We start from the raw sequence: 17,815 nt of genomic DNA, 5'->3' as shown, positions 1-17,815 counted from the left end.
TTTTCAAAATGGTTTCAAGGCCTGATTGTAACGTATTTTCAGGTAATGGCTATGCTTCGAAAGCACAAGGCACGGTGAAGCCGACATCATTTGCAGGCCGTCTGAAAAGCGCGTTCAGACGGCCTCAAACCTTGTTTAATCGGCGGGCGGAAGTTATCATCTGCCGCAATCTGTTTTGAAGGAGAAACCATGCTGCGCCCAACTGTTTTCCTGATGCTGCTCGCCGCCGCCCCCGCATGGGCGCAAACGCTTTCGCAAACGCTGCCCAACGGCATGAAAGTGATTGTGAAAGAAGACCGCCGCGCACCGGTGGCTGTGTCGCAGCTTTGGTATAAAGTGGGCAGCATCGATGAGCAGGAAGGCAAAACCGGCCTGAGCCACGCGCTCGAGCATATGATGTTTAAAGGCACGCCTGCCGTGCCTTCGGGCGAATTCAGCCGCCGCGTGTCGGCATTGGGCGGCCAGAATAACGCCTACACCAACCGCAGCGAAACCGTGTATTACGAAAACGTGGCCGCCCAAAACCTGCCCGAAGTGCTGAAAATGGAAGCCGACCGCATGGCCAACCTCAATTTCAGCGACAAAGAGTTCGCCAACGAAATGAGCGTGATACGCGAAGAACGCCGCCAGCGCACCGAAGACAACCCCTTCGGCAAGCTGTGGGAGCATGTGTATCTCAACAGCTACCAAACCCCCGCCCTGCGCGCGCCCGTTATCGGCTATATGGGCGATTTGCACGCGCTCAAAGCCGAAGATTTGCGCCAGTGGTACCGCCGATGGTATGCCCCCAATAATGCCGTGCTGGTGGTGGTGGGCGATGTGGACGCAAAACAAACCCTCAAAACCGCCGGCCGGCTGTTCGGCGCGGTTCCCGCCAAGCCCCTGCCGCCGCGCAACATTGTGAACGAGGCCGCCGAAACCCGCCCCGCGAGCGCGCAAACCGAATCGGCCGTTACCCGCCAGCCCGTGCTCGCCCTTTCCTACCGTGTGCCCAAACTCGACCGCATCGATGATAAAACGCCTTACGCGCTTGATGTGCTTTCCGATGTGCTCGGCGGCAACGCCTCCAGCCGCTTCGATAAAAAACTGGTGCGCGGCAGGCAGGCCGCACTCGATATCGGCGTGAACTACGATATGTTCAGCCGCGAAATGCCGCTGTTCAGCATTATCGCCATGCCCGCCGGCGGCACGGGCGAACAAGAGCTGCTCGAGATGATACGCAGTGAAATTGCCGACATCGCCCGCAACGGCATCAGCCGCACCGAGCTGGAGCGGGTGCGAGCGCAGGCGGCTGCCTCCGAAATCTACGCCAAAGATTCGATGAGTGCCCAAGCCTCGCTGATGGGCAGACTCGAAACCCGAGGTTTCCGCCACGGAGATGAAGCCGAAATCCGCCGCCGTCTGCAAAACGTAACCGCCGCCGATGTGCAGTCCGCCGCCCGCCTGCTCACCCCCGAACGCTCCAGCGTAGTGGCGGTGCAGCCCGCGCAGACACAGCCGGAATAGGTAAAAAAGCCTGAGCCTGCCGCACAAGATTTTGCTTCGAAACAACGAAAGAATTGGAAAAGCCGTCTGAAATATTCAGACAGCTTTTTGTAATGCTATTGATATAAGCATCCCTGAGTCCTGTTGCCTGAACCTCTTCGATGAACAGGTGGTTGGGTAGTGGTTTTGGCTTGGCCGTGGGCGGTAGGCATTTTTGTATCTGTTTTTGATTCAACACGTCTTGCGGCGGCTTGATTTGTGCCACAAAGGCAACCTTTGCCGGCTGTGGCGGCCAAACCGTTCAAATGCGTGCAGGGTGGCGGGAAGCGGGCAGTATAAGCCGTATCATGCGGAGCGGCGCTATGGTGATTGTAAAATACCATAGACTCACCACGGGCCGGCTGTCGCCGTAATAGGAAAAATATGCCATGATGAACATTGTCAATCAATTGCCTGTGCCTGTACTGCCCATCGACCGCGACAGGGCCGATTATGCGGTGTCGAAAAACCGGCTTGGTGATTATTTTATCCGCAATCCCGCGCTATTCAGGCTGGCTTTGCAGCCCGAGAGAACCAGGCAGGCGGTGCGTATGGCCGCCCATGCCTGCGGTTTGTGGTTCGATATTTGGCAAAATCCTGAAAGCCGCAAATGTGTGATTGTGGTGGCGAATAAAGATGTGATGCCGTTTGGCACGATGTTCCGCCAAGCGTTGCGGAGCGAAGTGGTGGTGGCGGCTTTGAAGCGGCGCAGCGGTTAGGGGCGGTTTTCAAGGCCGGAGGGCTTTGCAAAATTCATTTAGGCCGTCTGAAATATTCAACCATCTTTATCAGCTTTGCAAGCCTGCCGGCTCTCCCGCGCAGGCAGCAACCCAGTCGGATTTTGTAAGTTATTGAAATAAAAATACTTGATGGTTTTCAGGCTGGGTTTTTGCTGTGCGGGAATGATGGCATTGAAGCATTTTCAGACGGCCTAAATGAATTTTGCAAAGCTTTCAGGCCGTCTGAAAACACTTTTGTCTGTAGCGTGAATCTGCTGTATTTCCGTTAAGGCTCTGTCGTGCCTCGGCTCAAAGAGGGTGGTTGGGTGGGGGCTAAAGCGGTATCGAACCGGTTATGTAGTGTCTGCATGGTCTGCGGCTTGCTGTCTTGCGCCGAATCAGCGGGTTTGCCGTGCGCCTGATCGGTTAGATGCCTGCCTCTCTTTTTGCTTGGCTGCCGCAAACCGGGCGGTAGGGCGGCGGGCAACACTGATTAGCCTTGGGATGGGCGGCAGCCTGCTTTGTGCCGGAAATCAAGCGGATTCATTATGGGGGAACGGCGCAGCGGCGGGCAAATATGGAATTGTAAGCGGTGCGGACGCGGCTGTTAAATCGGGCAGGCGGCCGTCTGAAAAGTTTGGGGCGGTTTCAGACGGCTTGTTCGTGCTGCTTGAAAAACGCCGCTGCCCGCAAACGCTGTTGGCTGTGGTTCACGATGGGAGAAGGGTAGCCGTGGGTGCGTATGCTTTCTTTTGCCAACCACGGGGCGTGGATCAGGTCTTTGCCCAAGTGTGCCAGCTCGGGCACGTGGCGGCGGATAAAGCGGCCGTCGGGGTCGAATTTCTGCGACTGCAAAACGGGGTTGGCAATGTGGGTATGGGGCGGCGCACCGCCGCTTGTGCCGGCCGCCCACTGCCAGCCGCCGTTGTTGGCGGCCAAGTCGTAATCGGTCAGCTGCTCGGCAAACCATGCCTCGCCCAGGCGCGGGTCGATGAGCAGGTGTTTCACCAAAAAGTCCGCCGCCAGCGCACGCAAACGGTTGTGCAGCCAGCCGCTGCCGGCCAGGCAGCGCATGGCGGCATCGATAATCGGATAGCCGGTTTGACCGGCTTTCCAGCGTTCAAACCATTCGGCTGTGCCCGGCCAGGCCAGGTTGCGGTATTCGGGGCGGAAACTTTCTTGCGCCGCGTTGGGGTGGTGGTAGAGTGTCTGCTGAAAAAAATCTCGTAAAATCAGATTATTGAGCCACGTCGATGCGCCTTCGCTGCCGTGCTGCCGCGCCAGATAGACCAAATGGCGGGGCGAGAGCATGCCGTGGGCGATATAGGGCGAAAGGCGGGAAGTGCCGTTTTTGGCGGGAAAATCGCGCTCGAGGCGGTGGTGGCCGATGCGCTCGAGAAAGCGGTTTAACTGCGCCTGTGCGGCTGCTTCGCCACCGGCAAACAGGGGGGGGGAGCCGGCGGCCATGCCGAGGGCGGCGGGCTCGGGCAGCGGCGGGGCGCGGCGGATGTGTTCGGGCAGGCGTGTTTGCAGTGCGGCAAGTTCGAGACGGTTGTCGGCCGGTTTCCATGTGCCGAAACGTTGGGCATAGGTTTGCAGCCAGGCGGTTTGATAGGGTGGGAAAGCGGGGTGGGGGCGGCCGGTGTGCGCCATCACGGCGGCTTTGGGCAATACGGCAAAATCATCGGTCTGCACAAGCTCACAGCCCAGCCGGCCGAGTGCGCGGCCGACAGCATTGGTTTCTTCCCTGCCTTGCGGTTCGTAGCTTTCGGCGCACACCACGGTGTCGGCGGCCAGCGCGGCGGCCAGTTGCGGGATTTCGTGTTCGGCACGCCCGTGCAAAACATAAAGCGGCATGTTTTGAGCCGATAAGGCCGTTTGAAAGGCTGCCACGCTGTGATAAATAAAACCGGAACGGCGCACATTGCGCGCGGCGGCGGTTTCGCCGGCAGGGTCGAACACAAACGCGCCCGCCACGGGCAGGCCGCGGCGTATGGCGGTTTGCAGGGAGGTGTTGTCGAAGAGGCGCAAATTGCGGCGGAACCACACCAGCGTTATCGGTTGAGCAGTCATAGGCCGTCTGAAAAATTGGCAGTGTGGTTATTGTAATGGTTTTTCACGGGGCGGGTATCGGTGGCGGTTTCGGGCGGCGCGCAGTTTGGTGTGGTGTCAATGGCGGCAAGGGGCAGGCTTTTGCGGTGTTTTCGGGGTATGGCGGATTGCATGCCGGCCGGCACGGCTTTGCCCGCTTGCATCAAGAACGGTTCGGCACTGCTTGCTGTATTCGGTTTTATCGTTTTGCCCTGTTTGGTATTTCAGCGTTGCCGGCGGTTTTCACACCATCACGGCGTTGGCCGGCCTTGGTTCAAACAGCATGGCTATGCCGGCCGCAAAAGCGGCATCGGCATGGGTTGCGCACTGCTTGCACGGCCTGTTTGGGCCGTCTGAAAATATTGTGTGCGGCTTCCTGCGGCCTGCATGGCCTGCAGTTCGCTGCCGGTGCCGGTTTCGGCAGATTGGCGGTAAGGCGGCTCCGTTTTCCGTTACGGTGTTGCGGTGCCCCGGCTCGAAGAGAATGGTTTTGCCGGCCGCCCGGGCGGCAACGGAATCGGCTTGGCAGTATCGGTGCGGTATGCGGTTTGCTGCCTTGTGTTGGAGCAGCGGTATGGTTTTGCAGAAGTCTAGGCCGTCTGAATGCGTGCAGACGGCCGTTCACGCATCGGTTTACGGGTTTTGCCCGCACACCATTTCAAACTGTTTTTCGTTTATCGAGCCGCTGATGATGCTCATGGGGCGGATGCCGGCGGCGGTGTAGGTTTGGTTCAGCAGCACCGTGCCTTTTTCGTTTAGCAGCTGCAGGGCGGTTAAGCGGTAGGTTTTGTTGGTGCAGTGCATTTCCCAAGTGCCCACGGCGGTTTTGTATTCGGGCGTGTTCACATAGCGTTCTTCATCGGTTTTCTGCACCACTTTGCGGTCGCGGAAAGTAACCAGGCTGCCGTTTTTGCGGATGCTGGATTTGTCTACATAAGCCCGGATGTTGCCGTTGGAGGTGGTGCCGATTTTTTCCCAACTGCCGCTCACTGAAGGGCCGGACGTGCCGGCACAGGCAGCCAGCAGCAGGGCGGCCGCTGCGGCGGAGAAAAAGCGCAAAGTGTTCATAAATTCCTTTCAGACGGCCGAAACAGCCGCTCGGTTAAAACCGCATAATGGTAAGCCTTTTTATGGAAAGCGGCAAAAAAATCAACCCAACCCGGCCGTGATGGGGGGGACGCCCGGTTGCCGTTACGGTGTTACCGCGCCGTGGCCGAAAGAGAATGTTTGGGCAGGCTGCCCGGGCGGCATCGGAACCGTTTCGGCATGTTCTGCACAATCTGCGGTTTGCCCGTTGTGCCGAAAATCAGGGGATCCGCGATATAACCCGTGTTGGGATTTTCAGACGGCCGCCGGCGAAAAACGCTAAAATACGCACTTTCCCACAGAGCCTTTGCGAAAGCTGCCCATGCCCCAAACCGCCGCCCGAATCCTGCACGATGTGTTCGGCTACCCCGAGTTTCGCGGAAGCCAGGCCGAGATTGTGGACAGGCTGGCGGCGGGCGGCAGCCTGCTGGTGTTGATGCCCACCGGCGGCGGCAAATCGCTGTGTTACCAGATTCCTGCGCTGATGCGCGAAGGCGTGGCGGTGGTGGTGTCGCCGCTGATTGCGCTGATGAACGACCAAGTGGCCAACCTGCACACCGCAGGCGTGGCGGCCGCCGGTATACACAGCGGCACTTCGCCGGACGAAGCGCGCCGCATTGCCGAAGATATCGAATCCGGCTGTCTGAAACTGCTCTATGTTGCCCCCGAACGGCTGGTTACTGAGCGTTTTCTGCGTTTTCTCGACCAACACACCGTCAGCCTGTTTGCCATTGATGAAGCCCACTGCGTGAGCCAGTGGGGGCATGATTTCCGCCCCGAATACCGCCGGCTGGGCATTCTGGCCGAACGCTATCCCCATGTTCCCCGCATCGCGCTTACGGCCACCGCTGATGCCGCCACCCGCGCCGACATCAAACATTATCTGCATTTGGGCGATGCCCCCGAATTTATCGCCGGTTTCGACCGCTCCAACATTTATTACCAGGTTATCGAAAAAAACAACGGCAAAAAACAACTGCTTGATTTTATTACCAGGCAGATGGCGGGGCAGAGCGGTATCGTTTATTGCCTGAGCCGCAAAAAAGTGGAAGACACGGCTGCTTTTCTGCGCGGAAACGGCCACGATGCCGTTGTTTACCATGCGGGTTTGAGCATGGAGGCGCGCGAAGCCGCCCGGCTGCGCTTCACCCGCGAAGACAATATCATCGTGGTGGCCACGGTGGCCTTCGGCATGGGCATCGACAAGCCCGATGTGCGTTTTGTTGCCCATCTCGATATGCCGCAGAGCATCGAACATTTCTATCAGGAATCCGGCCGAGCCGGCCGCGACGGCCTGCCTGCCGTCAGCTGGCTGTGTTACGGCCTCAACGACTGGGTGGTTTTGCGCGAGCGTATCCAAAGCGGCGAAAGCAGCCAAGAGCAAAAGCAGGTGGAGCTGCAAAAGCTCGATGCCATGCTGGCCGTGTGCGAAACTGCCGCCTGCCGCCGCGTGCTGCTGTTGCAGCATTTCGGCGAAGCAGGCCGGCCCTGCGGCCATTGCGACAACTGCCTGCACCCGCCCGTGCGCTTTAACGGCACCGTTCATGCGCAGAAACTCTTAAGCTGCGTGTACCGTGTCGGCCAGCAGTTTGCCGCAGGTTATGTGATTAACGTGTTGCGCGGCAAAAACGATGCTTGGATTGCCGGCAACCGCCACCATGAATTATCCACGTTCGGCATCGGCGCCGACTTCAGCGAAAAAGAATGGCGGGGCATCATCCGCCAGTGTATCGGCTTGGGTTATCTCACCGTCAATCCGCTGCACCATCAGGCGCTGGTGCTCACCGCAGCGGCCAAAGCCGTGCTCAAAGGCAGCGAGGAAGTGTGGCTGCGCCCGCTCAAACGCGAAAAAGCCGCCTTGCAAAAGCCCAAAGAAACCTGGCTGCGCACCGAGCGCGAAGAGCGCATCTGGCAGGCATTGCGAAGTTGGCGGCTGGCGCGGGCGCGGGCCGAAGAAGTGCCCGCCTATATGGTGTTCGGCGATAAAACCCTGCGCGACATCGTTGAAAAACTGCCCGCCACGCTCAACGACCTGCACGGCATCTACGGCATGGGCGAAGCCAAAATCGATAAGTTCGGCAGCGGCATCATCGAAATCTGCCAAACGTTTGTCCAAAACGATAATCAGGCCGTCTGAATATATTTTCAGACGGCCCCGTATTGCCTGCAGCGTTTTCAACAGCACTCAAAGCATCAATTGCACACGATTTTGATGGCCAGCCCGCCTTTGGAGGTTTCGCGGTATTTGGCGTTCATATCTTTGCCGGTTTCATACATGGTTTCAATCACTTTGTCTAAATCCACCTGCGGTGCGCTGGTGCGGCGCAGAGCCATTCTGGCGGCGTTGATGGCTTTCACCGCGCCGATGGCGTTGCGCTCGATGCAGGGTACCTGCACTTGGCCGCCCACGGGGTCGCAGGTGAGGCCGAGGTTGTGTTCCATGGCGATTTCTGCGGCGGAGCAGACCCGCTCGGGCGTGCCGCCGAAAATTTCGGCCAGCCCGGCCGCCGCCATCGAGCAGGCAACGCCCACTTCGCCCTGGCAGCCGACTTCGGCACCCGAGATGGAAGCGTTCATTTTATAGAGCGAGCCGATAACGCCTGCGCTGAGCAGATAGCGGCCGATGGTGTCGGGCGTGAGCGGGGAAACGAATTTGTGGTAATACATCAACACGGCAGGCACGATGCCGCAGGCGCCGTTGGTGGGGGCGGTAACCACCCGCCCGCCGGCGGCGTTTTCTTCGTTTACCGCCAGCGCATACATATTCACCCAGTCGATAATCTGCATCGGGTCGTTTTGCAGGGTTTGGTTGGCCGAAAGCCAGCGGTAAAGGCCGTTGGCGCGGCGCGCCAGTTTCAACGGGCCGGGGAGGATGCCTTCGGTGGCGAGGCCGCGCTCGATGCAGGCGGTCATGGTTTGCCAGATATATTGCAGATACTGCTCGACTTCTTCGCGGCTGCGCAGGGCGGCTTCGTTGCGCAGGGTCATCGAAGAAATCGAAATGCCGTTGCTGTTGCAGTGGCGGACGATGTCGGCGGCGTTGCGGTAGGGGTGGGGAACGGCAGGGGGCGTTTCTTTTGCCGCGCCGAAGCCCGCTTCATCGACAATAAAGCCGCCGCCGATGGAATAATAGGTTTGGCGGTAGATTTCGAGGCCGTCTGAAAAGGCGGTGAGGGTCATACCGTTTTCGTGCAGCGGCAGAAAGCTGCTGTGGAACACCATATCTTTCAGGTATTCGAAGCGCACGTTTCGCGTGCCCAGTGCAATATTCAGACGGCCGCCTGCCTTCACTTCGGCGATAAAGCCGGCAATCAGATCGATATCTACGGTGTCGGGCAGATAGCCGGCCAGCCCCATGATGATGGCGGTGTCGGTGCCGTGCCCCACGCCGGTGAGCGAGAGTGAGCCGTAAACATCGGCGCGGATATGGTCGGTTTGCTGCAACAGATTGCGGGCGGCCAAGTCATCGACAAACTGCTTTCCGGCTTTCATCGGGCCTACGGTGTGCGAGCTGGAGGGGCCGATGCCGACTTTAAACATATCGAATATGCTGATCATGGTGTTACCTGTGTGTGGGTGCAAAATATTGGCGGTGTATTAAAAAATCAGGCTGTAAACAATATTGGAAATGGCCATGATGCCCATCACCACCACAAACACATTGCTGGCTTTGCCTTGAAAGCGGCGCATGGCGGGTACTTTGCGCACGGCATACATGGGCATGATGAAGAGAATCATGGCAATGATGGGGCCGCCCAGCGATTCAATCAAGCCCAAAATGCTCGGGTTGATAATGGCCACCGCCCACAGGGTCAGCAGGAAAAACACGGCGGAAACCAGATTCAGCTTTTTGCGGTTGACGGCATCAGAGCCCGAGCCTTGCTTCATTTTGATATACAGCCCTTCCAAGCCTTCTTTTGCACCCATGTAGTGCCCGAAAAACGAGCTGGTGATGGCTAAAAATGCAATCAGGGGGCTGAGATACGAAATATAGGGGTTTTCAAATTTGTTGGCGAGAAACGACAACACCGAAATGTTCTGCTCTTTTGCCGCCGCCAGTTCGGAGGGGGTTAAAGTCAGCACGCAGCTGAACACGAAAAACATCACAAACACCAGCAGCACGGTCGAAGTGCCCTTCAGCGTGCGGCAGGCATGATAGTCGGTTGTTTCAGGGTTTTGATATTCGCGCTGCTGCGAGAGCACAAAAGAAGAAATGGCCGGAGAATGGTTAAACGAAAACACCAATACCGGAATGGTAATCCACAAAGTAGAGATAAAAATGCCGGCATCGGGCATTACCGAAAGCGAGGCGGCGTTCCAGTGCGGAATCAGATACACCGACAGAAAAAACAGAATCAGCACCAGCGGGTAAACCAGCCATTCGGTTACTTTCAACACAATGCGCTCGCCCAGCAGCAAAATGCCGATAAGTGATGCAATCAAAACCAGCGAGAGCAGCGCGCGCGGCGGAGAAGCCATGCCCATCTGATTGACGATAAAGGAATCCACCGTGTTGGTAACGCTGTTGCCGTAAATCAGCAGAATGGGGAAAATCGCAAAGAAATAGAGCAGGGTAATCAGCTTTCCGGCGGCGGAGCCGAAATGCTCTTCAACCACTTCGGTGATGTCGCTGCCGGGCTTGGCGGAAGAGGCCACAAAACGCGCCAGCCCCCTGTGGGAGAAATACGTCATCGGCCCGACAATGGCAGCCATCAGCACCAGCGGCCAGAAGCCGCCCATACCGGCATTGATGGGCAGAAACAGAACTCCTGCGCCAACGGCGGTGCCAAACAGGTTGAGAATCCAAAGCAGGTCGAATTTGTTCCATTTGCGGGTGTGTTGCAGGCTTGAGGGTTGGGGGCTCATGAAAAGGCACTCCTGGGGCAGGCTGAAAGAAAGGTTGGAAAACACGGCGGCCGGGGCGGATTTTTAACCCGGCAGCGGCAGCTTTGTAATGCCGGTTGGGTTTTTCAGACGGCATTATAAAATTTATTTACACGGCCAATCGGGAATCTGTGATTTATTTGATGCAGAAAAAGCCCTTGGCTGCAAATGCTGACTTTGTCAGTCATTAGGATTAAAATACTCGGTTTTCCGGCATACAGCCGCAGGGGAGTGCCGGCACCGCTTTCTCCGGGAACGGCTGTGCCTGAAATGGGAAAACACACCTATCGGCAAATCTTCGCAGCCTATCGAAAAGCCGCAGCGGCCGGCAGATTCACGCTTCTCAAGCTGCAATGCCGCCGCCGTCATACACCCCCAGCGCAAACCTGCTCATTCCCGCTTTGCCTTCGCGATACGGCGCGAGCCACTCGGGAAACGGCGGCAGCCTGCCCGCTTCAATATAAACCATCGCTCCGGTGTTCAGACGGCCTTGCAGCAGCGCAAACACATCCGGCCATTGCTGCCAGTTGAAAGGCGGATCCAGCAACACCGTGTCAAACATTTCACGGCTGTGTTTCAGATAAAGCAGGCCGTCTGAATACACGGTTTGCACCTGTTTCAAACCCAACGCGCAGATATTGCCCGCAAGGGTTTGCAGCGTGCGGCGGTTGTTTTCCACCAGCACCACCGAAGCCGCATGGCGCGAAGCCGCTTCCAGCCCCAGCGCCCCGCTGCCGGCAAACAAATCCAATACCCTCTTTCCGGCCAAATCCTGCCCCAGCCAGTTAAACAAACGCTCGCGCACGCTGTCGGGCGTGGGGCGCAGGCCGGCGGCACCGTTGAAATGCAGCTTCCTGCCCCGGCAGCTGCCGCCGATGATGCGGATCTGGTTTTGGTGTTTGGCGTGTTTCATAGTGTTCAGGTGGGGGGAAAGGGGGTTATCAAGCAGAGGCCGTCTGAAAAGGTTTGGCGGCGCAAGCACGGCGCAGCATTTGTTTTCAGACGGTTTGGCCGCTTTGTTTTGCTTGTCGTTGCTCTGCTGCCAGGCCGTCTGAAAGTTTTCAGACGGCCTCTGTTAGTTCAATTGCAGCCAATCATCACGCCTTCGGCGCGGGCGGCTCGATTTGCTCTTTCCAGCCGCATTCTTTCTGCGGGCAGACTTTTTCCACGCCCCAGCGTTTGGTGGTTTTGACGGTTAACACCGGCCATCGGCATTGGGGGCAGGTTTCTGACAGGGGCGGGTTCCAGACGGCGTAGTTGCAGTCGGGGTAGGTGCTGCAGCTGTAAAACAGCTTGCCGTAGCGCGATTTGCGCTCTACCAGATGCCCTTTTTTGCACTGCGGGCATTCAACGCCGGTGTCTTTGGGTTTTTCCAGCGGTTCGATGTGTTTGCATTTGGGGTAGTTGGCGCAGCCGATGAATTTGCTGCCGGTGCGGCTGTATTTGTAAACCAGCTGCCCGCCGCATTTGGGGCATTGGCGGCCTTCGAGCTCGGCCTGCTCGGCGGCTTCCTGCGCGGCGCGCTCGGCGGCCTGCTGGGCGGTTTCGCCAACGTTTCGGGTGTAGCCGCATTCGGGGTAGCCGGCGCAGGCAACGAAGCGGCCGTTGCGGCCGAACTTGATTTGCAGTTGGTGGTTGCCGCACCGGGGGCAGGTTTCATCGAGCTCTTCGGTGGTGAATTTGGCGCGCTCGATGCCTTCTTTTTCTTCAACCTGTTTGTGAAAGCCTTTCCAGAATTTGTCCATCACCGGTATCCACTCGCGTTTGCCGCCGGCGATTTCGTCCAGTTGGTCTTCGAGTTTGGCGGTGAAGTGGTAATCAACGTATTGGGCGAAGTGTTCGGTGAGGAATTTGTTGACGATGTCGCCGGTGTCGGTGGGGGCGAAGCGTTTTTGCTCCAGGGTAACGTATTCGCGGTCTTTGAGTGTAGAAATAATGCTGGCGTAGGTGGAAGGGCGGCCGATGCCGTATTCTTCGAGTGCTTTCACCAGCGTGGCTTCGTTGAAGCGCGGCGGCGGGGTGGTGAAGTGTTGTTCGCCGTAGAGCTTATCAACAGGCAGGGTTTCGCCTTCGGCCATTTCGGGCAGTTTTTTGTTTTCTCCGCCCTCGTTTTCTTCATCGGTGCTTTCTTCATACACGCTCAAGAAGCCGGCGAAGGTCTGCACTTGGCCGGTTACGCGGAAGATGCCTTCGCCCACGGCGATATCCACGGTGGTTTGGTCGAATCTGGCGGGTGCCATCTGGCAGGCAACGGTGCGCTGCCAAATCATTTGGTAGAGTTTGAACTGGTCGGCGGTTAAAAACGGCTTCACGCTCTCGGGTGTGCGGTACACCGAGGTGGGGCGCACGGCTTCGTGCGCTTCTTGGGCGTTTTTGGATTTGGTTTTGTATTGTTTGGCCGCAGCAGGCAGATAGTCTTTGCCGATTTTGTTTTCGATGTAGTGTCGGATTTCGGTGAGGGCTTCTTGCGACAGGGTAACGCTGTCGGTGCGCATATAGGTTATCAGGCCGGTGGCGCCCTGGCCGACATCGATGCCTTCGTAGAGCTGTTGGGCGGTGCGCATGGTGCGGTCGGTGGTCATGCCCAGTTTGCGCACGGCATCCTGCTGCATGGTGGAGGTGGTGAACGGTGCGGCGGGGTTGCGGCTGCGCTTTTTCTTTTCGATGGCGGCAACTTGCGCGCTTTTGCCCTGCAGGGCGGCCAACACTTCGGCTTGCGAGGTTTCAGACGGCAGCGAGAACTGCTCGAGCTTTTCGCCTTTATATTGCACCAATTTGGCGGTAAATCTGCTGCGGCCTTTGTGGCTGTCGAGATGGAGCGTCCAGTATTCCTGCGCTTCAAAGGCGCGGATTTCGTTTTCGCGTTCGCAAATCAGGCGCAGGGCGGGGCTTTGCACACGGCCGGCGCTCAGGCCGCGGCGGATTTTTTTCCACAACAGCGGCGAGAGGTTGAAGCCGACCAGATAATCGAGCGCACGGCGCGCCTGCTGGGCATCGACCAGGTTGGTTTCGATACCGCGCGGGCGGGCGATGGCTTCGAGCACGGCATTTTTGGTAATTTCGTGAAACACCACGCGCTGCGGTCGAATGTTGCCCAGGCCGCGTTTGCTTTTGAGGATTTCCTGCAAATGCCATGAAATGGCTTCGCCTTCCCTGTCGGGGTCGGTGGCCAGATAGAGATTGTCGGCTTTTTTGGCAGCGGTTACGATGGCATCGACATGCTTGGCATTGCGGGCAACCAGCTCGTATTTCATGGCAAAGTGGTTGTCGGGATCCACCGCGCCGTTTTTCGGCACCAAATCGCGCACATGGCCGTAGGAAGCAAGAATTTCAAACTCGCTGCCGAGATATTTTTTCAGTGTTTTGGCTTTGGAGGGCGACTCCACAATCAAAAGATTTTTTGCCATGGTCGGTTTCCTGAATGTTGTCAAACAAGCAAAGTGGTTTGGGTTTTCAGACGGCCTGCCGTGTTTCCGGCAGGCCGTCTGAAAAAATATTTTAGGGTTGTGCGGCGCGGCGGTTTGAATGGTGCGCCGCCTGTGTCTATTATTATTTATATGATGCGGCTTTGCGGCTTGTCAAAACTATTTTTCGGTTTCAGACGGCCTTTTGCCCGGCTTGGTTTGTTTGCAGTAGAGATAAACTGCTGCCAGCCCCCACAAAAAGTGGACGTACAATACCGGTAAAACGGTGTGGAAATGATAAATGCCCAAGTGCAGCAGCCTTTGATGGCCGGGCAGCAAAAACAGCGTGATACGGGCTATGCAGGCACCGGCTTGCGTGCTCATCACCACCGAGGTCAGTACGATGGAAAATATGGAGGCATAAAGTAAATAAATAAACGGAATGCGTAACATAATCTCTGTTTTGTATTAATCAAGTGTTGCAAAACATGTAAGCAGGGAGCCGGCTGCAAACCGTGCGGCAGGCGCGGCGCACGAAACGGGTACCGGTGCTGCGGCGGTTTCGGGCGTGCTTGCGCGCAGGCGGGCTGCTTACGCTGGCGGCAACGGCGGGTGCCGGCAGTGAGATTGGGTTTTCCGTGTGGTACAGGCGGTGTCTGTTACCGATAATGAGTGTTTGAATTATGGTTATGGTATTTTTATGGTGCGGCAGGTGCCCGAAGGCCGTCTGAATAACTTCGGGTTTCAGACGGCCTTTCTGTTTGCTTCTTTCATTGCCGTGAGGCAAAGGGCGTTGCCGCACGGGTTTTTTTGGTTTTGCTTTAACGTGTCCGGCTGCGGCAATGCGCGCGGCAAGGCGGGCGGATTGCCGTGTTGTCCGGCTGCCTGCGCAAAAAACCGACAGCGCGGCTGTCGATATTTTGCATGTTTCAGTGCATCACGGCTTTGCCGCGCAGTGCCATCATCAGCTCTGCGCCGATTAATGCGGGCAGCTCTGATTTATGCGCCCACAAAACCAGCAGAGTGAGCACTTTGGCCATATCAACGGTAATGTCTTCGGCGGGCAGGTGCGCCAAGGCGTGCACCACAAATTCGCGTTGTTCGCCGTTGATGGCTTCGGCGCGGTCTAAGAAATAGAGCAGGTTGACCACATCATGCGGCAGGGCTGCTGTTTCTTCGTGGTGGTAAACGCGCATGGCACCGCTGCGGTAGCGGGTTTCGGCAACTTCGGGGCTGTTGGCCAGCACTTCGAGCAGCATCAGGGCTTGGTTGATTTCCAAATCGCTGAAACCGATGTCTTCCAGAATCTGCTCCAGATCCGATGGGGCAGGGCAGGCGTCTAAGTCGTAAAAGTGTTTGATTAAAAAGGCGATAACATCAGCCATGGTGGTTCCTTGTTTTTTGTTATTTAACCCGCTGGTAGCGGCCGCCTGGCAAGGCGGCAACCCGGTTTTCCAGCTCGAGCTCAAGCAATTGTGCGTAGATTTCGGCGGTGGGCAGGTTTAAAGCCTGCGCCAGGCTGTCGGGGTGTGCCGGGCTGTAGCCTAAAGCCGTTAGGAGCGGATGCTCGGCGGGCTGTTCGGCAGGTGCGGCCGCTACGGCGTTTTCCTCGTGTTGCGCGGTGTTTCGAACCGCCTGCGGGGCAGGGTGTTCGGGCGGGGTGTGCTGCAATAACTGCGGGCATTCCTGCATGATATCGTTCAGGCATTCCACCAGTTTGGCACCTTCTTTTATCAGTTTGTGGCAGCCTTTGCTGTGCGGGTTGTCGATGGAGCCCGGTACAGCCATCACTTCGCGCCCCATTTCTGCGGCCAGTTTGGCGGTAATCAGCGACCCGGATTCGGTGGCGGCCTCTACCACCAAAACGGCTTGTGCCAAAGCGGCAATCAGGCGGTTGCGGCGCGGAAAGTTGCCGGCCAGAGGGCGGGTTCCCAACGGAAACTCGCTGATTACCAAACCTTGCTCGGCAATCTGGTAGGCCAGTGCTTTATTCGTTTGCGGATAAATGCGGTCTATTCCCGTTCCCCAAACGGCAATGGTGCCGCCTCTGGCCTGCAATGCGCCTTGGTGCGCTGCGGTGTCGATACCGCAAGCCATCCCCGAAATGACGGTTACTCCTTTTTCGCTCAGTGCATGGCTGAAATCGCGGGCAACCCTTGCTGCCTGCGGTGTGGCATGGCGGCTGCCGACAACGGCAACAGTGGGGCGGTGCAGCAATTCGGTGCGACCGCGTAAAAATAGCAGCGGCGGTGGAGTCATGCCTTCCGTGAGCATCATGGGAAAGTCGCTGTCGCCCAGCAGCATCAGCCGGCAATGTTCCTGTGTTTCCCATGCCAGTGCGGCTTCTGCGGCGGCGGTTGCTGGTGCGTTATCCCCGTCCCATGCTGCAACTGCCTGTTTGTGGCGAACCAGTTTCTGAACGGATTCGGCCGGTGCCGCTAAGGCGGCACGGGCCGAGCCGTAATGCCGGATCAATGCCAAAAAGCTTTCTGCGCCTACATAAGGAGTGAGGGCAAGCTGTATCCAGGCGAGCCGTTCTGAATCATTCATGGCTTAAACCCCGTTGTGTCTGCATGGGCATTTAATAACGCCCGTGATATTTTTTATTTTTAGGATTTTATCTTTTTTGTAATGGTTTGTTAATCATTTTGAAGTTTTATTTACATTTAAGTGTGGCAGAAGGGTGAATGTGTGGTGAAAACGGCAACAAAAAAAGCACGCGTGAGGGCGTGCCTTTTTCAGACGGCCTGAATGAGACCTGTTTGCTGTTTGTCAGGGGGTGATGTTGCTGTTGATGTTGTATTCGTTTAATTCGGTATCGTGCGGCTCCTGCGGTACATTCGGCGCATGCGGGGTATCATCGGCCATATTGTCCAAATCTTGGCCGGGTTCTGATGCGGTATCGCCGATATTGATGCTGGTTAAGCTCTCCAAAATAATGGCTGAAGACAAATTCGGGCCGGTGCGGTATATCATGGCCAAGCCGGCTTCTTCGGCCGGAATCGACACGTATTTCACTACGCTGCGGCTGCCTTTTCGGCCGTTTTCCAACTCTACTTTTGTTTGGCGGCTGCGTTTGTAGAGGCTCAATACCGTACCTTTGTCCAAACCGTCTGCTTCACCTTTGTTGAGTGTGATGGTTTGGAACTGGCCGGCTTCGCCGATACCGTTGAAAATGGATACTACTTTGGCATCGATATGGCGGCTGGGTGCGTGCGGCATGATTTGGAAGCTGTCGGCTTCATCGGTTATTTTCAGCAGGAAGTCGCCTTTGCGCACTTCGGAAACGGCTTCTTCTACCACCATCGGCTGCGCGGTTTGGGTAGGCACTTTCACCAAAGGGTGCAGGCGGGTGTAGTATTCGTTGCTCGGCAGCGAGCGGACATCTTTTTCACTGCGGGCATCCAGCGCGCTGTTGGTGTGCGGCAGGGTGCTCACGATGCCGCCGAACACCACTTCTTGGCCGAGATATTTTTTGGTATCCGGGTCGGTGATGTCTTTAACCGCACGGTAAACCAAGTAGCGCCCGGGTTCGGTGATGCCGTAAGCGTATACGCGGTCGCCTTTGCTGTAGAGGATGCGGCTGTCGGGGCCGTCGATTAAGCGAGGTGCGTTTTGGGTTTGCTCCTGGGGAATCACCTGCGGGTGCTGCATAAACATGCGGTAGAAATTGACGTTAATGGTTTGGATGCCGTAACCTGCCGACATTTCGCGCACACGCGGTGCAAGTTTCACCACGGGAATGCCGCCTTCGCGGTAAGACACGGCTTTGTCGAAACCCAGCACGGGGCGGCCGTTGATATAGCGCAACACCAACACCTGGCCGGGATAAATCATATGCGGGTTGCGCACGGCATTGCGGTTGGCGCCCCACAGGCGGTTCCACTGCCACGGGCTGTAAAGGTATTTGCCCGAAATGCCCCATAATGTGTCGCCTGGTTTCACCACATAGCGCCGGGGCGCATCGGGGCGCACTTTTAAAGCTGCGGCCGAAGCTTGGCCGGAAATTGCCAAACCTACGGCGCAAAGCAAGGTTATAATGTGTTTTTGCATGACTTGTTCCCCTTAGAAATCGGAATCGGTTATCTTTGAAATTAACGATTAACG

At 57.0% G+C, this 17,815-nt stretch carries 13 protein-coding genes and 3 pseudogenes; 3 read left to right on the top strand and 13 right to left on the bottom strand.

From position 1 onward, the window contains the following. The first annotated feature begins 189 nt into the window (after positions 1-189). Both H7A79_RS10385 and H7A79_RS10380 read left to right on the top strand, forming a co-directional pair. Positions 190-1,506 carry a M16 family metallopeptidase gene (locus H7A79_RS10385; protein WP_187000192.1) on the top strand — a complete coding sequence of 439 codons (1,317 nt, stop codon included), beginning with the start codon at positions 190-192 and terminating at the stop codon, positions 1,504-1,506. Between the two features lie 407 nt (positions 1,507-1,913). Beyond that, positions 1,914-2,243: a hypothetical protein gene (locus H7A79_RS10380; RefSeq protein ID WP_135034584.1), complete on the top strand. Its 330-nt coding sequence runs from the start codon at positions 1,914-1,916 to the stop codon at positions 2,241-2,243. 648 nt (positions 2,244-2,891) lie between these two features. Here H7A79_RS10380 and H7A79_RS10375 read toward each other — a convergent pair. The 3 genes from H7A79_RS10375 to H7A79_RS10365 form a co-directional block, all read right to left on the bottom strand. Beyond that, positions 2,892-4,316 (bottom strand): cryptochrome/photolyase family protein, encoded by a 1,425-nt coding sequence (locus tag H7A79_RS10375; RefSeq protein ID WP_187000191.1) that lies wholly within the window; start codon positions 4,314-4,316, stop codon positions 2,892-2,894. Further along, entirely contained in the window at positions 4,313-4,498 is a 186-nt protein-coding gene (locus H7A79_RS10370; RefSeq protein ID WP_187000190.1) for a hypothetical protein, read from the bottom strand. The genes H7A79_RS10375 and H7A79_RS10370 overlap by 4 nt, the downstream gene beginning before the upstream one ends. A gap of 469 nt (positions 4,499-4,967) precedes the next feature. After that, on the bottom strand, positions 4,968-5,402 hold the full coding sequence (locus tag H7A79_RS10365) for a surface-adhesin E family protein (RefSeq protein ID WP_187000189.1): 435 nt from the start codon (positions 5,400-5,402) through the stop codon (positions 4,968-4,970). Between the two features lie 340 nt (positions 5,403-5,742). Here H7A79_RS10365 and recQ point away from each other — a divergent pair. Next, positions 5,743-7,554: pseudogene (recQ, locus tag H7A79_RS10360) on the top strand (DNA helicase RecQ); the annotation flags it as partial. A gap of 59 nt (positions 7,555-7,613) precedes the next feature. On the opposite strand, the gene H7A79_RS10355 reads toward recQ, so the two are convergent. The 10 genes and pseudogenes from H7A79_RS10355 to H7A79_RS10315 form a co-directional block, all read right to left on the bottom strand. Beyond that, entirely contained in the window at positions 7,614-8,978 is a 1,365-nt protein-coding gene (locus tag H7A79_RS10355) for an L-serine ammonia-lyase (protein WP_187000188.1), read from the bottom strand. A gap of 39 nt (positions 8,979-9,017) precedes the next feature. Continuing rightward, complete coding sequence (locus tag H7A79_RS10350; RefSeq protein ID WP_187000187.1) at positions 9,018-10,286, bottom strand: HAAAP family serine/threonine permease; 1,269 nt, start codon at positions 10,284-10,286, stop codon at positions 9,018-9,020. Positions 10,287-10,647: 361 nt separating this feature from the next. Continuing rightward, the gene (gene rsmD / locus H7A79_RS10345) at positions 10,648-11,217 is read right to left on the bottom strand and encodes a 16S rRNA (guanine(966)-N(2))-methyltransferase RsmD (protein WP_377057689.1); all 570 of its coding nucleotides are present in this window, start codon (positions 11,215-11,217) and stop codon (positions 10,648-10,650) included. Between the two features lie 184 nt (positions 11,218-11,401). Beyond that, a complete protein-coding gene (gene topA / locus H7A79_RS10340) occupies positions 11,402-13,711 on the bottom strand; it encodes a type I DNA topoisomerase (protein WP_187000186.1) in 2,310 nt (769 codons plus the stop codon). 177 nt (positions 13,712-13,888) lie between these two features. Further along, positions 13,889-14,161: a hypothetical protein gene (locus H7A79_RS10335; RefSeq protein ID WP_187000185.1), complete on the bottom strand. Its 273-nt coding sequence runs from the start codon at positions 14,159-14,161 to the stop codon at positions 13,889-13,891. A gap of 19 nt (positions 14,162-14,180) precedes the next feature. After that, complete coding sequence (locus H7A79_RS10330) at positions 14,181-14,495, bottom strand: hypothetical protein (protein WP_187000184.1); 315 nt, start codon at positions 14,493-14,495, stop codon at positions 14,181-14,183. A 142-nt stretch (positions 14,496-14,637) separates the two neighbouring features. Then, positions 14,638-15,093 (bottom strand): Smg family protein, encoded by a 456-nt coding sequence (locus H7A79_RS10325; protein ID WP_187000183.1) that lies wholly within the window; start codon positions 15,091-15,093, stop codon positions 14,638-14,640. Between the two features lie 19 nt (positions 15,094-15,112). After that, a pseudogene (locus H7A79_RS15310) lies at positions 15,113-15,268 on the bottom strand (DprA-like winged helix domain-containing protein); the annotation flags it as partial. 98 nt (positions 15,269-15,366) lie between these two features. After that, positions 15,367-16,258: pseudogene (gene dprA / locus H7A79_RS10320) on the bottom strand (DNA-processing protein DprA); the annotation flags it as partial. Positions 16,259-16,480: 222 nt separating this feature from the next. Continuing rightward, a complete protein-coding gene (locus H7A79_RS10315; protein WP_187000181.1) occupies positions 16,481-17,761 on the bottom strand; it encodes a LysM peptidoglycan-binding domain-containing protein in 1,281 nt (426 codons plus the stop codon). Positions 17,762-17,815 lie beyond the last annotated feature (54 nt).

The sequence above is a fragment of the Neisseria musculi genome, from assembly GCF_014297595.2.
In the GTDB taxonomy this organism is placed as follows: domain Bacteria; phylum Pseudomonadota; class Gammaproteobacteria; order Burkholderiales; family Neisseriaceae; genus Neisseria; species Neisseria musculi.
This window is presented reverse-complemented; position numbering and strand designations above follow the sequence as displayed.